The sequence below is a fragment of the Enterococcus sp. PF1-24 genome (assembly GCF_029893325.1).
Taxonomy (GTDB): domain Bacteria; phylum Bacillota; class Bacilli; order Lactobacillales; family Enterococcaceae; genus HY326.
This window is the reverse complement of the sequence record NZ_JARXWL010000015.1, coordinates 32,881-51,893: the sequence shown is the minus strand read 5'-3', so window position 1 is coordinate 51,893 and position 19,013 is coordinate 32,881. Positions and strand designations below refer to the sequence as shown.

General features: G+C 34.5%; 18 protein-coding genes. 15 read left to right on the top strand and 3 right to left on the bottom strand.

Going from position 1 to position 19,013, the window contains the following annotated elements:
• Positions 1-40 precede the first annotated feature (40 nt).
• On the top strand, positions 41-2,236 hold the full coding sequence (locus M2139_RS08180) for an AraC family transcriptional regulator (protein ID WP_280738344.1): 2,196 nt from the start codon (positions 41-43) through the stop codon (positions 2,234-2,236).
• Positions 2,237-2,286: 50 nt separating this feature from the next.
• Here the strand turns inward: M2139_RS08180 and M2139_RS08175 are convergent, their stop codons facing one another.
• The gene (locus tag M2139_RS08175; RefSeq protein WP_280738343.1) at positions 2,287-2,589 is read right to left on the bottom strand and encodes a DUF2316 family protein; all 303 of its coding nucleotides are present in this window, start codon (positions 2,587-2,589) and stop codon (positions 2,287-2,289) included.
• 143 nt (positions 2,590-2,732) lie between these two features.
• Here M2139_RS08175 and M2139_RS08170 point away from each other — a divergent pair, with 143 nt between their 5' ends.
• Both M2139_RS08170 and M2139_RS08165 read left to right on the top strand, forming a co-directional pair.
• The gene (locus tag M2139_RS08170; protein WP_280738342.1) at positions 2,733-3,164 is read left to right on the top strand and encodes a MarR family transcriptional regulator; all 432 of its coding nucleotides are present in this window, start codon (positions 2,733-2,735) and stop codon (positions 3,162-3,164) included.
• Positions 3,165-3,618: 454 nt separating this feature from the next.
• Complete coding sequence (locus M2139_RS08165; RefSeq protein ID WP_280738359.1) at positions 3,619-5,139, top strand: ZinT/AdcA family metal-binding protein; 1,521 nt, start codon at positions 3,619-3,621, stop codon at positions 5,137-5,139.
• Between the two features lie 55 nt (positions 5,140-5,194).
• Here the strand turns inward: M2139_RS08165 and M2139_RS08160 are convergent, their stop codons facing one another.
• On the bottom strand, positions 5,195-5,881 hold the full coding sequence (locus M2139_RS08160; protein WP_280738341.1) for an ImmA/IrrE family metallo-endopeptidase: 687 nt from the start codon (positions 5,879-5,881) through the stop codon (positions 5,195-5,197).
• A 3-nt stretch (positions 5,882-5,884) separates the two neighbouring features.
• Entirely contained in the window at positions 5,885-6,244 is a 360-nt protein-coding gene (locus M2139_RS08155) for a helix-turn-helix transcriptional regulator (protein ID WP_280738340.1), read from the bottom strand.
• A gap of 277 nt (positions 6,245-6,521) precedes the next feature.
• On the opposite strand from M2139_RS08155, the gene M2139_RS08150 reads away from it, so the two are divergent.
• The 12 genes from M2139_RS08150 (at position 6,522) to M2139_RS08095 (ending at position 19,013) form a co-directional block, all read left to right on the top strand.
• Positions 6,522-6,701: a hypothetical protein gene (locus M2139_RS08150; protein WP_280738338.1), complete on the top strand. Its 180-nt coding sequence runs from the start codon at positions 6,522-6,524 to the stop codon at positions 6,699-6,701.
• A 33-nt stretch (positions 6,702-6,734) separates the two neighbouring features.
• Entirely contained in the window at positions 6,735-7,154 is a 420-nt protein-coding gene (locus M2139_RS08145) for a hypothetical protein (RefSeq protein ID WP_280738337.1), read from the top strand.
• Positions 7,155-7,548: 394 nt separating this feature from the next.
• A complete protein-coding gene (locus M2139_RS08140; protein WP_280738336.1) occupies positions 7,549-7,812 on the top strand; it encodes a hypothetical protein in 264 nt (87 codons plus the stop codon).
• Positions 7,813-8,032: 220 nt separating this feature from the next.
• Positions 8,033-8,206 (top strand): hypothetical protein, encoded by a 174-nt coding sequence (locus tag M2139_RS08135; protein ID WP_280738335.1) that lies wholly within the window; start codon positions 8,033-8,035, stop codon positions 8,204-8,206.
• Positions 8,206-9,555, top strand: coding sequence for a hypothetical protein (locus M2139_RS08130; protein ID WP_280738334.1), 1,350 nt, complete (start codon positions 8,206-8,208; stop codon positions 9,553-9,555). Before M2139_RS08135 ends, M2139_RS08130 begins: the two co-directional genes overlap by 1 nt.
• A 178-nt stretch (positions 9,556-9,733) precedes the next feature.
• On the top strand, positions 9,734-10,369 hold the full coding sequence (locus M2139_RS08125) for a hypothetical protein (protein WP_280738333.1): 636 nt from the start codon (positions 9,734-9,736) through the stop codon (positions 10,367-10,369).
• A gap of 59 nt (positions 10,370-10,428) precedes the next feature.
• Positions 10,429-10,668 carry a hypothetical protein gene (locus M2139_RS08120; protein ID WP_280738332.1) on the top strand — a complete coding sequence of 80 codons (240 nt, stop codon included), beginning with the start codon at positions 10,429-10,431 and terminating at the stop codon, positions 10,666-10,668.
• Positions 10,658-15,373 carry a phage tail tape measure protein gene (locus M2139_RS08115; protein WP_280738331.1) on the top strand — a complete coding sequence of 1,572 codons (4,716 nt, stop codon included), beginning with the start codon at positions 10,658-10,660 and terminating at the stop codon, positions 15,371-15,373. The genes M2139_RS08120 and M2139_RS08115 overlap by 11 nt, the downstream gene beginning before the upstream one ends.
• A 76-nt stretch (positions 15,374-15,449) precedes the next feature.
• Positions 15,450-15,785, top strand: a complete 336-nt coding sequence (locus tag M2139_RS08110; RefSeq protein ID WP_280738330.1) for a hypothetical protein — start codon at positions 15,450-15,452, stop codon at positions 15,783-15,785.
• Between the two features lie 69 nt (positions 15,786-15,854).
• Positions 15,855-15,992: a hypothetical protein gene (locus M2139_RS08105; RefSeq protein WP_280738329.1), complete on the top strand. Its 138-nt coding sequence runs from the start codon at positions 15,855-15,857 to the stop codon at positions 15,990-15,992.
• Positions 15,993-16,553: 561 nt separating this feature from the next.
• A complete protein-coding gene (locus tag M2139_RS08100) occupies positions 16,554-17,651 on the top strand; it encodes a hypothetical protein (RefSeq protein ID WP_280738328.1) in 1,098 nt (365 codons plus the stop codon).
• A gap of 474 nt (positions 17,652-18,125) precedes the next feature.
• Positions 18,126-19,013 (top strand): hypothetical protein, encoded by an 888-nt coding sequence (locus M2139_RS08095; protein ID WP_280738327.1) that lies wholly within the window; start codon positions 18,126-18,128, stop codon positions 19,011-19,013.

Sequence of the window (19,013 nt, the reverse complement as noted above, 5' to 3'; positions counted from 1 at the left end):
TAAGCGGATACTGTGGCATAATGAGAACGGAGGGATGATAATGAAAAGTGGCGTATATAAAAAAATCTTTTATTCATTTTCAATCATCATTGTGCTTTATACTTTTATTATTCTCTTTGTCTTTGTAACCAAAGAAATCAGTCGCCAGCAATATGAATCTAAAATGGAAGTGGAATTTTATTTAGAGAGAGAAAGCAGTCGCATTGATTCGCAAATCGAAACGGCGATTGATTCCACTCAGATGTTAGCGGACAATAAAATCGTGCAAGAGCTAGCTAGTGTTAAAGAAACTGATTATCGTCTTTATTCGGAAATCTTTGATCAAGTCAAAGAAAATTTATTTTCTGGCTATCAGTTAGGTTATAATTTAGGGATTACTCAAGGGGCGGAAAAAACGGTGGTGGGCCCTAATGGCTATTTTGACTTTAACGATTATTTGCAGTTTATCGGTTTACCGATAGATAATGCCGAAATTGCTGATTTTTTCCGGCAAGAAGATCGTAATCGTATTCAAATGTTTAGCACCAATCAGAATCTTTATTTGTTGCGAAAAATTTATCAACCTGGGCAGCCAGCTTCCTTGTATTTCATTGTCAATTGGCATAAAAAGAATTTAGTAGATCAAGATGTTAATTATCGAGAGGGGCAGCTTTATTTCTTAGATGCTGAAGCCAGTGAGCTGGATTTAAAAAAAGAAGCTAATCAGCTTTTACCTTTCATTCCTTTCAATCCAGCAGTTAAAAATCGCATCGGTAATCAGCAAGTAGGCAGAGAAGTTGCTTTTTGGAAGCAATCTTCAGTGATGCCCAGTTTATCTTATATTTTTATTTTACCTAAAAGTGCTCTTAGTAAGCTGCCAACGGATACGATTTGGTTGACGGTTGCTGTTTTAGCAGGGTTATTAATCATGGGTTCCTTATTAAGCATTTATTTTAGTCGCAGCAGTTATCGCCCTTATAAAAAAATTATTACCGAAATTCAAAATGATTCCAGTGACGCCTTTGATGTGGAGGCAGTCTTAGCTAAAATTGAAGGTTGGAAAACCGCCAATCATGATTTAAGTAAATTTAGAGAAGAAAATATTGAAGAAATTCGTGAAGTTTTCTTTAAAAATATTTTAATCGGGAAATATACTCGTGAAGATTTAACCCGCATTATCCAGATTTTAGGGATGCAGACTTTGCAAGCGGGCGGTCTGATTGTGATTTTAAGCATTGCAGGTCGCACGACGGCGGAAGCAGATTTAAGTGAACGGGAGTTAATGAAAGCCCGCCAAAAAATTATTGAGTATGCTACGGATAAAAAGGGTATTCAGCTGTTTATTCAACCAATTAATTACGAGAAATTTGCTTTGATTTATTCAACAAAAAATCAGGATGCTATTTTAGAAAAAATTGCTGCTTTGCGAAATGTCTTATCTAATGAGTTGTTTATCTCTTCTAATTTTGTAATGTCTGTACCTTTTGAATCATTAGAGCAGTTTTCAATTACCTTTAGAGATGTGATTAGTTTGAACGCTGCCACAACCTTTAAAACTGAAGAAATTATTGTCAATCGTACCTTAACAAAAGGCACCAATTACGTCTATTCAGTTGAAGCGGAGCAACGCTTGGTACATCTAGTTAAATCTAAGCAAATCAGCGAAGCTTCACAATTGATTGAAAGTATTTTACGGACGAATTTTATCGAAAAAAGCTTAGCTACACATTCCGTAGAAGATTTAAAGCAAGCGTTAATTAATACGCTAAAACGGATTACCCAAATTATCGGGACGGATTATGGTGTTTTTTATAATAATAACCGTGATTTATTTGATCGCTTGATTCGTACTGATTATCGGGATTTATATCGGGTTTTTATGTCAATTTTCCAAGAAGTTTTTTCAATTGCTGAAGATAGTGGTGAAGAAACTTATGCGATGATGGATCGTGTGTTAAAACATATTGACCGCCATTATCGGGAGGATTTGTCTCTATCAGATTTGGCTGATCAATTCCATTTAACCGAATCTTACGTAAGCAAGCTAATTAAAGAGGCTACTGGCATTCCATTTAAAAATTATTTGAACCAGTTAAAAGTCAATAAAGCTAAAGAATTATTGGCAGCTGGCGATTTACAAGTCAATCAAGTTGCCGAAGAAGTCGGTTGTAAAAATGTAAATACCTTTATTCGTATGTTCAAACAATATGAAGGAGTTACCCCTGGCAAATATCAAGGTTTTCAACAACAAGATTAAATGAAAAGAACAGCTTTTACGGTTAAGTAAAAGCTGTTCTTTTGTGTGGCTTAATAGCCGATTCTCATCTCATCAATGTAATGGCTATCAAGAAACCATAACTGATGATAATCGTGAGAGAGAGCCGTAAAGGGAACGGGGACCAAACCTTGCTGCGTAATTCTATCCTCTAAATAAATCTTCAAAATCCAGGGATCCTCTAAGCGATCAACCTTTAAATTTAAAATTTCGGAAATCATATTTGGCGTAGTGTATAAATCAGCTGCAATTTCGTCTAAAGATAGATCAGCTAACTTAAAATTTTGGCGAAACTGTTTGCGAGTATCGACCATTTGACGAGGGCTTAATGACATTTCATCAACTTCTTTCTATAATGTGTAAAATAAACAGTTGTATTTTTAACTATTTAAGCATACTAATTTTTAAAACAGTTGTCAAATGAAAAGTTGTGATTTAAACTATATATAATAAAACTTATTGAAAATGAGGTTGAACAATGATTTATCGCAGTGATGATTTAGCAGAAAAAATATATGAAATCAGTATCTTGCAGCAAAATTTTATCAATAATCAACTGAAAAAAATGAACCTAAACAATATGCAAGCCCGTAGTTTAAACTATATTTACTTAAATCCTGGCACAATTCAGCGGGATTTAGCCAATTATCTAGGAAAACAACAAGCAACGGTAACTAATATTTTAAAAAGCTTAGAAGAAAAAAATTTAATTTATCGAGAAATTCCACAAGATAATGCCCGTCAAAAAAATATTCGTTTAACTGCTGAAGGGGGAGAAGTTATTCAAGATGTCAAAAAAATCTTTGAATTGTTAGTTGAAAAAGTCAACCAACCCTTTACGGAAGCCGAACAAAAAAAATTGCAAGCAGATTTAATTAAAGTAGAAGAATGTTTAAAAGAAAATCGTTAAGTTTAAAAAGACAAATTGAGGTTTGTCTTTTTTTGATAGTTAGTTCTTAGCGAGAAATCATTGAATCAGATGATAAGCCGTTCATCTGAACGAAATTTCATGTTATTTTATCTTGACAAAAAGTCAGTGAATTGATAAATTGGTTATAAATCGTAATTGTTACGATTTCGAGAAGGAACAGAACAATGTGTTCCGCTTTTCTCGATGTCTAGCTACACGCATTTGCACCGCTCGATAAAATGATAAAAAAATTCGCGGTAAGGAACACCGCTATAATTTGTTTATGCATTTTACTCGGGAGCAAAACAATGCGTTATGCTTTTCTCAATGCTCAATTGAAGTTATTATTTTGGTTCACGTAAAGCGGCTATCTAGCAAGTTGTTGTTTTATAGATAAGAGCGAATTTGTAAAAATATTTAGTGATTGCAACAACAGGAAGGAATTATTTTGAAAATGAAAAGAAAATTGAAAATAGCAGCATTGGCTTTAACCACTATCGGCTTTTTAAGTGCTTGTGGCAATAATCAAACAACCGAGGCTAAAAAAGATACGGATGAATTAAGTGTTGTCACGACTTTTTATCCCGTTTATGAATTTACAAAAAATATCGTGGGGGATGAAGGAGAAGTGAAGCTGCTAATTCCAGCCGGCACAGAAGCCCATGACTACGAGCCTTCAGCCAAAGATGTCGCTGGCATTAGTGAAGCGGATGTTTTTGTTTACCACAATGAAAATTTAGAAACTTGGGTACCGCAAATTTTAACGACCTTTGGCGAGGATGCCCCTAATATTTTAAAAGGTACACAAGATGTGATTTTACTTCCTGGCGATGAGGAGCATGAAGAAGAAGCTGAAAATGAAGATCATCAGCATGCTCTAGATCCCCATACTTGGTTGGCACCTAGCTTAGCGATTGAAGAAGTCACTAGCATTAGCCAACAGTTAATGGCCTTATATCCTGAGAAAAAAGCTGTTTTTGAAGCAAATACTGAAAAATATTTAGCTGAATTAACTGCGTTGGATGCGAAATACCAAAGTGCTTTTGCTAATCCAGAACAAACGAATTTTGTAACCCAACACGCAGCTTTTGGATACTTGGCGGCAGAATATGGCTTGAAACAAATTCCGATTGCCGGTTTAAGCGCTGATCAAGAACCTTCACCAGCCCGCATAGCAGAATTAAAAGATTATGTGGAAGCAAATCAAATCCACTACATCTATTTTGAAGAAAATGCCAACGATAAAATTGCTAAAACCTTGGCTTCAGAAGTTAAAGTCGAATTAGTTGAATTGAGTACCTTAGAAAGTTTAAGCAAAAAAGAAATCGACACTGGGGTAAACTACATTTCTGTTATGGAAGAAAATTTGCTAGCTTTACAGAAAACGACGAATACAACTGGCAAAGAAATCCAACCAGAAGATGAAGATAGCGAAAAAACAGTCGCTAATGGATATTTTGAAGATCAAAAGGTTAAAGACCGGGCTTTAGCGGATTACGCAGGTCAGTGGCAATCGGTGTATCCTTTGTTAAAAGCTGGTGATTTAGATCAAGTATTTGCTTATAAAGCAAAAATCAATCAAGATATGACTGCTGAAGAATACAAAGCTTATTATGATCAAGGTTATCAAACTGAGGTGGATGAGTTAGTCATCACTGACAAGACGATTGATTTTGTAATTGCTGGCGAACATCACAAATATACTTATGATTACCAAGGTTATGAAATTTTAACTTATGAAAAAGGCAATCGCGGTGTTCGTTTCACTTTTAAAGCACAAGAAGAAGCAGCTAGCGATTTTAAATATGTGCAATTTAGCGATCACAATATTGCACCAGTTAAAGCTGAACATTTCCATATTTTTGTCGGTGGGGAAAGTCAAGCAGCTTTATATGAAGAAATGCATAATTGGCCGACTTATTTTCCAAGTGATTTAAGCGGGCAAGAAGTAGCGCAGGAAATGATGAGTCATTAAAATTAAAAGCAAGTAGCTGAGATTTAACTTCAGCTGCTTGCTTTTTTAGCTATTTTTATAAACAAAGTGCTTCGTAAAAAGGATTAATATCTAAACTTTTCTTCTCTAAATTACGGCCTAATTCCATCATTTTAGCTTTACCACCATTGTGATAGCGATTCATGATTTTCTTAGCTGTTTGTGAAGCTGCAAAATAGGAAACTAAAAATTGCGATTGCATAGTTTGAATCAATCGATTAAAGAGGGCGGCTTCAGAAATACCATAAGTATCTGAAATAATCGGAATTGGTGTTCCAGCTTTCAATTCTTTAATCATAACAGGTTCAGGTAACAAAATGGCAGAAGCACCGATATTAGCTTGAAATTCTACCAAATAATCTGTACTAGTCGATTCTAAAACATCTTTAGTGTCCGCGAAAGTATGATTTTCAGCATCAAGATGATAGAGTAAATGAACTAGCTCGTGAGAAATGGTAAAATTAATTCTCTTTTGGGACATCCGTGTATTGTAAACAACGGATGTTTCAATTTCATCGCTAAAGATAAAACCAGAATAGCGCCAGCGAGCGGTTCCAGAGAAATCAAAGCCTCTAATTTTAGCTTCTTGGCTACTAATAATATAGTCCCAAACTATTTGATGATCATAATTACAGACATTAAGATCTAGTCCTATCATTATCGCAGAGACATACTCATTAATGATATTCGAAAAAGTTAAAAATTCTTCAGCTTCTTGCAACATACACTACTCCCAAAACTGTTCTTTTTCTCTTTTGATTTCTGTTAGCCGCCAGTTGAAAAAGCGTTCCATTTCTTGTTCCAGTTCAACAACTTCAGCTTCAGTTAAGCCGTTGGTGTCAGCTCGCATAATCAACTGCTTGGCTTTGGTTTGGGTATTAGTATCTTTTACAGAAACATCTCGGCCGTACAAATAATCTAAAGAAACATCAAAGAAGTTAGCGATTTTTTCTAATTTATCAACAGAAGGAGAGCTTTTTCCCCATTTTGTTATAGAACCGCTAGAGAGTCCTGTTCTTCTTTCTAATTCAGCTAAACTAATATTTCTTTCATGGGCTAAATCTTTAATGCGCGTTAGCACAGACATGTTAAACACCTCGGAAAAAATTCTTTATTTTTTGTGTTGACACAGAAAATTTTCAGTGATATATTAAATATGCAAAAGATAATATAAGGGATGAAGAACTTCTCGTGTCTGGTGATGAAGCATATTGTAAAAGCAGATGCTTATTTTCTTATACCTATATTATGGAATATTTTCCGAGAAATGTCAATAAAAAAGCGATTAGATAAGAAGATATTCTTATTAATGCTTCTTTTATTTACAAAAAAGACATCTCAAAAATAAGAAAGTAGGTAAGATAATGGAAATTATTGAAATTTTTTGGTGGAATGTAGATTGGCATCGTAAAAATAAGGAACTAACTTGGCAAGAGTTAGCAGAAGAAAATTATACCGCTGATATTTCTTTAAGCGAGGTAGCAGCAATTGCAAAAATTTTAGAAATTGACGATTATGCAATTTTATTTGAAGAGGAGTATTAAGCAACTGGTAGCAGCTAGGAGGAGAGAGTAGAAATGGGAATTAAAATTAGTAATAAAGCACGGCAACATGTAAGAGAGATTTTAAGCAAATATAATGAAATCAATGCAGAAATTCAAGAAATTCGTCAAAGTATCCTCTACCCTCATCGTACAACAGATGAAAATATTGGTGGAGGAAAAAGTTCTTTTCTTCATTTTGAAACAGAGGAAAAGGCGATTAAACTAGCTACTAATCGTCAAATTAAATTTCGCTCAGAAGTTATTTATGTGATTGATACGATATTGGATAAATGCTCTGAAGAAGCCCAACAAATTATTAAAGCTAAATATTTCTGCAAAGAATCACCTTCTTGGGTTAAAATCGCTGGTCAAGTAGCTGGCTATTCAGAAGAAAGTTGTCGCAAAATTGAGCGTAAGATAGTTGACTTAATCGCAGAAGAATTAGGTTGGTGAAAATTGAACGACAAAAAGCAGTTAAAGAAGCCCGCTAGTAAACTAGCCCTTTCTTTAACTGCTTTTTTCAATCAATAAATCTGAAAATCCCAAATCGGTGTAAAATCTTTACCGTTTTGCCTCTTACTTCCATAGTAAACTGATATTGTCAGAAAGTAGCTGATAACTATTGAACCGGTAATTTACTTGTTAAAAGTTTTACCAAAAACGCTAAAAATCTTTACCGTTTCAACGAGTTTATCCATAGTAAAATGCTACTATCGAAAGAATTTAAATCAAACAATTGATTTGCCTTTTTACTCCTTGCAGGCGTTAAAGAACAAGAAGCTTCGTTGGCCAACGAAAAAAGTATGAACTATAAACAACAGTTTCAGAAAGTGTGTGTGATAAAAAAATGAAAAGAATTCAATTTTTAGGCATTCACGCATCAGTTAAAGGGCGTAGTACTGGCTGCTCAAGTTGTGGTGGACAAGGGAAACGCTTCTATCAAAATGGGAAGTTTATCAGAGAAAAACGAATTACTTTGCCTAGTGGACAATCAATCAATTTTGTTTTAGGGCAAACCCATGAAGTATCTGATGCTGACGCTGACTTTTTGTTAAATTTAACATTTCCTTCTAAGAATGACGAACAAAAACAAGCGTTTAAAATTGTCTGATTTTTAATTGGTACTAAAAAGAAGGGCTGCTAAGATTAGTGATTGATAATTAGCAAAAGCAAAACCTAAATGGGAATAAAAATAAACGATAAGCGTTGTGACGCTATTATTAAATTAAAACTACTTTGCGGCCGTTAAATAATAAAAACGAGCATACAGCTCACGCATTTAACTTATAAATGAAGGAATTCATGAATAGAGATGATGGAGGATGAAAAAAATGGTAAAAAAACAAGAAACGAAAAAAGTAGCCAACGCTACAAATACCTATGATGTTGAAAAATGGCGTCAGCGGAAATTATCAGTATTAGCACAAAAAAACGGACAAAAATATAATCGTGCCGCAAACTTAGTTGCTAATTTAAATATGTCAAAAAAGGAGGAAACTAAATAATGGCTTATAACGGATGTAAAACAGATGTTTTTCTTTCAAAAATTGGTTTAGATACATTAGATGAATCTCGGGAGGTTTATTTTTCAGTCAAGCATGATGTTGATGCCTGCGTGAAATTATCAACACGTCGCTATTTAAGTGTTGTTGGCCAAAACGCAAGTTTTAATGCACAACGCCGACCTGATGATGCTTTTAACTGTAATCCAGATGGTTGTAAAAATTCAGGAACTTTATTCGTCACTTCAACGGCGAAAACTCCAGCAGGGGCTAAATTTGCGATTCAAGCAGATGCTACTAATTTCGCTGCTGGTTTGTTAACACATTATGTTGAATTGCCAGCAGGTGAATATGATATTCAAGCAGTAATTTCAGATATTACTGAAGAAAATCAAGCCAATGCTGATGTTTACACACAAAAAGTCAAAGGCCCTGGTGTTTTCCCAGTCCTTGTTAAATTATATGAAGCACCAACTACCGTTCGAGGAACAGGTTGGACGGAAACTGAAGAAGGTATTTTATTAGAGATTACAGCAACACCAGTAACAACTAATCATATTGCACCAATTGGTTTATCTTCAATTGCAATTTTTGATAGTATTGAAGATTTAGAAGGGGCGCAAACAGTCGCGATTTCATGTGTGACTGAAATCACGGGTGATATCACTGTGGAAGCTACTGATGCAACATGTTTAGGCGCTAGCTATGCACCAAATAGCGTGGCTGTTGAAAAAACAATCACAGCTACACAAGCAACACCAAACTGGCATTTATTAAATCCGATTATCGGTAAAGGTGAATACAAACAAGGCTTTGTGGTTGCCAAAGAACAAAAAATTGTTAAATCAATTACTATTGATGGCGATGAGTATGGTTATGTTATGGCTCAAGATTTAAGCCCAGATGAATGTGAATTCTTCTATGCAACTATTGCAGATAGTTGTAACGTTACAGATGCGATGTTGAATTTAGTTAATACACCATATGCTTTAGATATTAATGAACGTCAATTTATCGTTTTAGACGGTACAACAACAACTGCTGCTGATAAAGGTCGTTTCTTATTCCACCGTGATTTAATCGGTAAAGAAGTAATCTTCACTTATCCAAAAGCTGCAGAAGTGGAAGAATTTGTCGCTCACTCTAATAATTTAGATGGCGTCAGCGTACGGGTTATCGTACCATTTGACCAAACAGACGGTACGAAGATTAATCATATTTACGATAACGTATTAGTGACTTCATTCCCAGGCTCAATCGGTACAGAACAACCAACCTTTAACTTTACTTTATCATTCCAACGTGATAAACGTAATGGTCATTTCTATCGTGTCCAACGAGTAACCGAATAATATTTTAGAGAATAGAGCGCAGCTCTATTCTCTTTTTTAATTGTATAAAGAGATATTGATTTTAAAATTTTGAAAAAAAGTCATTGCAACTTTTCAATATGCAAAGAGTTGTAAGAGATGACTTAAATATAGAAGGAATAAAAAAATACCTTAAAAAGAGGAAAAGGGGAAAATAACGATGAGTAAAGATTTAGAATTATTTGAAGAACTGCGTAATAAAGAAGATGAAGGCTTTAAAGCTTTTAAAGAAGTCGCTGAAGCCAGCGAAAAAGCCCAAGAGATAGCGACACCTGTAGCGGTAGTCGCCGATGATAAAGTAGCGGTACTAGGAGATGTCTCTAAAACTGAAAAAGTAACTGATGATTATCAAATCACTTTTATGATTCCTGAAGACCAAGTGAAAAAATTCTCTTTTGAACCAACTGAGGCTAAAAAAGAAGAAAACACCGTTTATGGTAAATACTTTAAGCTAACAGTTGATTTCAAAGGAAAAACCTTAACGCCACGAATTCAAACAAGAATGCAAAGTACGGCGATGCGTTTGAAACCATTAATTAATGAGCTATTGCCAGATGGTAAAATTAAACCATTTAGTGAAGAACAGTTATTGCATAGCTATATGTATAATTTTCAAGAGTTTGATCAAATTCTTTATACCTTTGTGGCAGATTTCTTGAATATTCCTGAAGAATTCATTGAAGCGATGTATCCAGATACTGTGTTTGTTGCCTTTATGCAGATTTTAGTAAATCATGGGGATTTATTTAAGGCAGCCGATGCAAATTTCGAGCAGCGTACCGGGCAAGTCTCTTAAACGGTACGAAACCTAAGCAGAAATTAGATTATTTCGCTAACTTAGATTTATATCATTATATGGCATATAAAGTAGCGAAAATTTTAGGTATGTCTCCAGAAATTATTCTTGATAATTGGTCAGTTCCGTTGCTTATTGTTACTTTTGGTAACTATATTAATGATGAGACCCTTAAAGAATATCACACCTGGAAGAATATGGATGCAACTACTCGCAGTAAAACTCCTCGACCAGAAAAATACGGTGTTAGATTCCTTGATGATTCTCATTTGGAAGGAGTTGAAATAAATGGCGAATAAGGAAATCATAGATCAAAGAAATCTTAGGAAACTCAGTCGTGAAATTAAAGAAATTCAAAAAATTATGAATCAATTGACTAAAAAGCGAAAAGTCATTAAAGTTCAGATGAAAGAATTAAGCAAAGCGAAAAAAGAGATTAAAACTATCTACAATCAAGTCCAAGAGCTTAAACAAGAACGAATAAGACTTAACTTTAGTAGTAAAGATTTAGCCAAAGTTCATAAACAGCTCCAAACAATTGATCGTCAGCTTGATCAATTGCAAGCAAAAAGCATCAGTTTACAAGTAGATTTAAGCAATCTAACTAATGCCCGCAACAATCTTAAAAGCTTAGAATTTGATATAGCAAACTTAAATAACCAAAAAGTAAGCTTACAAATTGAAGCCCTTGAAATCGAAGCCGCAATAACTAAAATCGACACCTTACGAACGAAATTAATTTCTTTAGGCAAAGAAAAAATCACTATTGAAGTTGTGGAAGCCTTTGAACAGAGTTCAAGTGGTGGAGGAAGTGTTAGCGGTGGAAAATCTTCAAATAAAGGAAATAGTACCTCAGCTGAACAAGTTTTAGGCGGAATAACTAAAGCTTTGCCTAATATTTTTAATGCAGGAGTATCCGGAGTATCTGGCGTAACTAGTTCTTTTGGAAGTGCAATGAAAACTGGTGATAATATAGGCAAGGCAAGCTTAGGTGATAAAGAGGCTTTATCTTCAATAGGAAGCAGTTTATCAAAAACAGGAGATAAACTGTTTGATATATTTAAAAAAGGCGCTACGGTTGCAATCAATGCTGGCTTAAGTGGCATGTTTAGCTCTGTTGATATAGCAGGTGAATTTGACGCGATTATGGGAGAAATTGAAAAAACTTCTGGAGCATCAACGAATCAGTTAGAAAAGTTGGCTGATAAAACGATGGATTTAAGTATGAATACAGTTTTCAGTGCTAATGACATTAGCGAAGCTGCTTTAAAGTTAGTTGATTCAGGTGCGGATATTGATGATATTGTAAATGACAGTTTAGAGAAAACCGTCACCCTAGCCATGCTTTCAGGGGTTAGTATGGAAGAAGCCGCTAATGCAATTACCAATGGTTCAGATGAATTAGCTAACTATATTGACATTGTAAATGATAGTGGCGCAGCTGCTAAAGCTACAGAAGAATATATGAGTACTTGGCAAGGAAGCATTGAAAATACAGCTAGTTCTGTTGAAACGTTAGGAAATGCGATTGGGCAAAAATTACAACCATTAATGCAGCCATTTATAGATGTAATTGGTGAAATTGCTAATAAAATGACAGAGTGGATTGGCAATAAAGAAGGTGACATTAATCAATGGGTGGAAAATATGTCTGGTGGTATAGAAAAAATCATAACAAAAATTCGTGAATTTGATTTTGAATCGTTTATGATTGGCATAAAAGACTCTTTTGGAATGATTAAAGGGCTTTTAGATCCTATTATAAATATATTTAAAACGTTTATAGAATTAATCAGTTTTGGCGATTTTGAAAAAGGTTTAGGGCGATTGCCTGGAGTAGTTTTCTCTGTTGCGGCTGCTTTCAAAATGCTTGGTGGCGTTGTAAGTGCTCTTTCTATGTCTGGTGGGAGTTCTGGTGGTGGAATTGGTGATGCACTGGGTGGTTTAGACCTTAAATCAATTGGTACTAATTTCGTAAATGGTGCTAAAAATTTAGCTTTGGTTGCTGGGGCAATAGGAGTAATTATGCTTGCAGCAGAAGCTATGCAACAAGTAAATGAAAAAGTTCCGGATGACTGGCAAAGTTTTATAGTCAAAATATTAAGTATGGCTGGTGCGATTGCTGTTATGGGAATATTGATTGCAAAAACTGGAGAATTTATATCAGAAAATGAAGGTGCTGCTATTAAAGGTGCTGCAGGTATGGTAGGGATTCTAATTGGTCTAACAGCAGCAGCGTTTGTGATGGAACAATTCGATCAACGGGTTCCAGATGATTGGCAAAGTTTTTTAATCAAAATTGGACTAATGAGTGCAGCAATTGCTGCAATGGGATTGCTAATTGTTTTTTTAGGAAATATGATTGAAGGAAATGAAAAAGAAGCTGCAAAAGGTGCTGCAGGTATGGCGGGAATTTTAATTGCATTAACAGCTGCAGCTTTTGTGATGGAGCAAATTGATAAAAGAGTTCCTGATGATTTTAAGAGTTTTGGAACAAAGTTACTTAATATGGGCTTAGCAATTGTTGGAATGGGCGTTCTCGCAGGTATACTTGGCGCTAATTTAGTTGTTTTAGCAGCTGTGGCTGCTGGTTTGGCAGGGATAATAGTAATTTGTGAAGCGTTAGCGATTGCTGCTTTAGCTATCGAGCAGGTTGACCAACGTGTGCCAGATAACATGGATTCTTTTGCAAAAAAAATGGATGTGATTATTTTAGCTATCGGTGCAATTGGCTTACTTGCTGCTGCAATTGGTGGTGCAATGATAGGGACCGGAGGCTTACTAGCATTGGCAGAGGGGTTAGGCTTAGCTACGATTGCCGTAATTTGTGCGGATTTGATATTAGCTGCAGAAGCAATTGAACAAGTGGAGAAAAAAGTTCCTGAAAATGCCGAAAGTGTTATAAAAAAATTAGAGAGTATTGAAAAAATTATCAACACTTTCTTAGATTTAGATTTTGGAGGAATATTTGACTTATTTAATGCTATGTTCAAAAATATAAATTTGGAACAAGTAATTTCAAGTTTTGAAAAACTAGCAGATTTATCTAAAGAAATTGAAAAAATTAATCAGGCAGATTTTACTGTGGAAGGTGCAACTGCTAGTTTAAAAGCTTTAGAAACAATAACTAATGAATTAAATTCTTTAGGAAATTTCAAAGTTGATTTGGATGACGATAGTTTAGAGCAAACAACAGAAAGTATTGAAAAGTTAAATGAGTTAATCGCTGAATTAGAGCAGGCTTTGACTTTAGAGTATGATGAAACCCAAGCGGCTGAGTTTGCAGTTAAACTGTCTTTACTAAATCAAACAGTTAATGAAATACTGTCCCATGAGTTTAAAGTAGAAGGTTCAAAATTATCTGATGATTTGATAAAAGCAACTTGGAAGTTAAGGAAAATTAGTGGTTTAGTTAAAGAAATGAAAACTATTATGGAGTTTCAATATGATGACCAAGCTTTTACAGATTTTGAAGTTAAAATAGAAAAAGTAAATAGTGCTTTAGTTAAAATTTTTGAATATGAATTTAAAGCTGCGGAGGGCTCTGAAAAAGGTGCTGGGGATCTAGCAAAAGCAACAACAAAGCTAATTGAAATAAATAGTTTAGTTGAAGAGATGAAAACTATTATGAAATATGAATATGATCCACAAGCATTTCTTAATTTTGAAGGAAGACTAGGTAGGATTGATAGTAGTGTTAAGAAAATTTTTGAGTACAAATTTAAAGCTGGAGAAAATTCTTCTAGTAACAAAAAAACAGATTTGGAAAGAGCTAAAAATCGTTTGCTTGATATTAATAATTTAGTTAAAGAAATGGGAACCGTTATTGATTTTGAATTTGATGCTAATATCTATAAAGGTTTTTCTGAAAAATTGGGACTTTTAGATGAACTAACACAAGAAATTTTGAATTATCAATTTGGCGCTACACCTAATGCTAAGAGCAATGAGCAGGTTATTTATTCTAGTCCGGCTGAACATGCTATGCAGGCAGCACCTGTTATATATAGTAGCGAAAATGTTGATGGACTCGAACAGGCAACAATCAAGTTAAATAAACTTAAAACATTCACTGAGGCAGCTACTAAGTTTATTGATTCACCAGTCGATCAAGTAAAATTACAAGAAACATTAGCAAAAGCTGATGAAGCAATTAAATCTGTTAATGCTTTTATTGCTGAAGCTCCTGAATCTGACGATGACAAAATCGCAGCGATTACAACAGGTTTAACAGAACTTGTGACAAGTTTAGGAGCCTTGAATGAAGACTTTAAAACTTTAGGTGGAAATTTTGCTACATCTGTAGCTACTGGCTGGTCAGGAAGCAACTATAAAACAACTATTGCTGAAAATATCGAAACAGAAGTTACCAATATTCAAACAGAGAAAAGTCCGTCATTTACTACATTAGGAAATGCTTTTGCAACTAGCTTAGTTAGTGGATTTAGTACAGGTTTGAGTTCAGATCCTAGTAACACCTTATTAACTAAATTAACTGAACACGCTTCTGGTTTAAGTACAGATGTTAATTTATTAAACTCTTTTGCAACTCTTGGTAAAACCTTAGGAGATAAAATTGTTTCAGGCTTAAGTTCAGCAGTTAGCACGTTAAAAGTTACCGTTAATGAATCAACTGGCGGATTAATTTACCCTTCTACAGGTGGGCAGGTTCCGGTGTTTAAAGCAAAAGGTGGTAGTATTTTTAAACCGCAAGGAACAGATACCGTTCCAGCAATGTTAACGCCTGGTGAGTGGGTTCATCGAACCGCAGCAGTTAGAGCCTTTGGTACGAACTTCATGGATAAAGTCAATAAGCTTGATGTTCCCGGAGTTTATAATGAGTTAACTCATCGCTTTATTGGGAAAATTGGTGGTCAAGTACCAGTCACTTCAATGGCAACAGTCAATACTCATCAAGTGACGAACAATGATCCGGTAGTTAATCAGTATTTTAATCGTAGTAATCCATCTTATAGTTATCGAAGAGCTTGGCGTTATGCATAGAAAATAATTTTCCTCTTAAAAATCTCTGATATATCAGTTATAATGATTATTATAAGTATGTTAAAGGAGAAAAAAGATGGAAGAAAAATGTCCACAATGTGCCGCCCCATTAAAAAGAGCAACCGAAATAAATAGCCTTATCGAAACCGAAATCATAGAATGTGAATACTGTGGTTATACATGTAAAATTGATCCAAAGATGAAAAAGACCGCTGCGTTATTAAATACTCCCAATGTTCTTGCGAGAAATAAAAGGATACGTGATAGAGAGTATCGAGAAGAACGTCAGCGGATTGAAGATCAGAAGAGTGAAAAGCAGAAGAAAAAGGAATCTAGAGATAGATTGCTGCTATATATGTTTCCAATAATATGTGTAATTTTATGTATGCTTATAGATATGCTTAGGAAATAACTTTCCTCTTAAAAATCTCTGATATATCAGTTATAATGATTATTATAAGTATGTTAATGGAGAAAAAAGATGGAAGAAAAATGCCCGCAATGTGCTGATCCATTAAAAAGAGCAACCGAAATAAATAGCCTTATCGAAACCGAAATCATAGAATGTGAATACTGTGGTTATACATGTAAAATTGATCCAAAGATGAAGCGCTATTAAATACGCCAAATGTTCTTGCGAGAAATAAGAGAATACGTGATAGAGAGTATCGAGAAGAACGTCAGCGGATTGAAGATCAGAAGAGTGAAGAGCAGAAGCGCAAAGATGCTAGATTTTATTTTATACTAAAATATGGATTAATTCTGATCTTTATAATATATTTTATATTAGTTATCATAGCAAATATGTCAGCAGATTGAAGATTAGAAAAGTGAAGCACAGAAGAAAAAAGAAGCCAGAGATAGAATTTTACTATATATATATCCGTTTCTGTTGATAGGCTTTTGGGGATTTCTTATGTGGTTAGGAAGTCTGTGATATTTACTCTATAGACAAAATTAGGGGTTAAGTATCAGTTGAAGCTATTGAAAAAATAACGATGACTACAACGAGAATTTATGAACTAAGAACAGAAATTTGGAAGAGTTAATAAAAATTTATTTAGAAGACGAGTAATGAAAAGTAACAAATTGAATAGTAATTTGACCTAGCTAAAACGGCTAGGTCTTTTTGCCATATAAAAATAAGGAATAAAAATATTTTAGTAAAGGAGGGGAAGCCATGTTATCTTGTGATCCATATCCAGTTTATCGTAAATATCTTCAATTTAATGAGTTAGTTATTGATAATTTTGATACGTTAGTTTCGGCAGATCGTAGTATTAATTATAAGACCAATACAATTTCTTACTCGCATGGACACGGAAGTTATGCAGTTCGTAAGCGGCAGCAGCATTTTTTAGAGGAGCAAGCATTAAGTATGACTTTGCGTTTTGATTATCAAAAAATTAGCCGAGATCAGCGACAATTTTATAAAGATTTCATTTTGAAAAATTTATCTGCAGCAGGGCGTTTATGGGCGATTGATGGTAATCAGTTACTTTGGACGATGGCAGAAGTGAATCAGTTGGGTGATATTTATGCTAATGAACCATGGATTTGGGAAATTGATGTTGATTTTACTTTAACTGAAGGTATTTGGCACAAGGCAGACGTTCATAAAACTTTTCTGCGACCATATGATTCTTGTGATTTCATTGATTGTCTGGATTATCGGGAAATTGATGAATGTCTTGATTGTTGCATTGCTTGCAACAGTAAGCCAGCTGAACACTGTAAAAAATGTTTTTGCGAGTGTGAAAATCTAAGTCGCGAATGGTCTTTATGTGAGTTGAAGAAAGAAATTATCGCTGATTTCTACGCTGGCTGTAATAACACTTATCAGATTATCTATAACTGTGAGGCAGGAAAACACCTTTGGAAAGAGGAAATTTTACTAGGTCATCGGCTTTGCAAAAAAACGAAATGTCGCCAATTAATTGCTGGCGAATTTTATAGTGGCACAGTTATTAATAGCGATAAAGTTCAAGTTACGTTAATTGGCAAATTTGAAAATCCTACAATCAAGATTAACGGCAATGGGATGCAAGTTTCTGGCTGTTTTTGTGGGAGACTAACAATCATGAGTACTGGTGATATTTGGTACCAGCGAGATTCAAATTGTCCACCAATGCGTGTACCAGTTAATGATTTAATCATTCCTAAAGGTTCGAGCTTTGGTTATGAAGTCCATCAAGGCTTGAATCAAGTTGTGGTAGATACTCGTAATAAATGCGATATGGTTTGTGTTTTTGTCAAAGTGGATGAGCTAACAGCATAACACAAAGTAAAATTGCTTTAAGTAAAAAAAGTTGCATATTTTTAAGATTTTTACTACAAAAAGCGGAATGCTCAGAAACTAAAATGAGAGATAAACATTTCTATATCAAGGGTTGTCAGCTTTTTGATAGTTTTTGCAAGTTGAAGAGTTAAGTGGAATTGTGCAAATACTTAGTAAAAGTGCAACTTTAGCTACTAAGTACTTCACTCAGTTATTGCATAATAGCTATAACTAAAAAATAAAAATTAAAACGAACGATGATGTCAGTTGCCAGTTCAACTTACCAGAGTACCAAGCTAGTTGAATGGTATGCGTAGTGAAAATCATAATAAATTTTTGTGAAAAAATTTATTACTAAACGATGAACTAGCTTCTAATTATTCATGGCTGCTAGTGGAATGATATACGTAGTGAACATCAAACTAATTTTTCAGAGAAAAATTAATACATTAAAATGAACGAGGAGGAACCAAAATGGTAAAAGTGAATTGTAATGGTAATTGTGATCAAAGCTGTAGCGCTTGTGATGCTTTAGATGAAGTAGTACCTGAAATTTGGTGTACTGGAATTACTGAAAAGATGTGTGAGAGTTTAGGTGATGATACAGGTTTAAATCCTGATCTTCCTGAAGAAGAGCTACACAATGACTGTCAAGATTTGAATAATTTGAATGATTGCGGTGTTGGTGGAGAACAAGATAATGTGATGGGGCAAGAACAATGTAATTGGCGAGAATATTTAAGTCATATTTTAATTCCAAATATTTGGACGATGTTTAAAACCATCATTTGTACAATTTGTGGGATGTGGGAAGCTATTCATAATTTAGAAAAAGCGACTTACAACTATGGATTAGACGATGAATTTCCATTAATACCAGAATCTTATATTTATGATGTAAGTGAAACGATGAAAGGAACTGGTGTGGTTAAGTATTCTTTCTTAGATGCAGATGGCCCAGAAAAACGCGGTATGCTAATTTTCCCTAATATGAACTGGTATAAATTTACGAGTCCGTTAGATTCTGCGCCGCCTGATGGGATTTCAATTGCTTATTTTAACGACTGGAATGATCCAGCGCAACAATATATTAAAGATTATTGTTGGCGACCTAGTACGCCAGAAAAACATATCGATTTAAACGTCTATGCATCCAATTCAATTATTTTTGAACCTGGGATTGCCGGAAAATATCGTACTTTTGCATGGAAGCTTCATTATAATGAAGAACGAGATGCGGTAGAGTTACGGATTATTAATTTAACTACTGGTGAGATGATGAAATCAATCGGTGCTGGACAAATTGATGTCTCTTTATTGCGTCCTATTCATATTGATAAAACTAAAAAATATTTGGCTTAA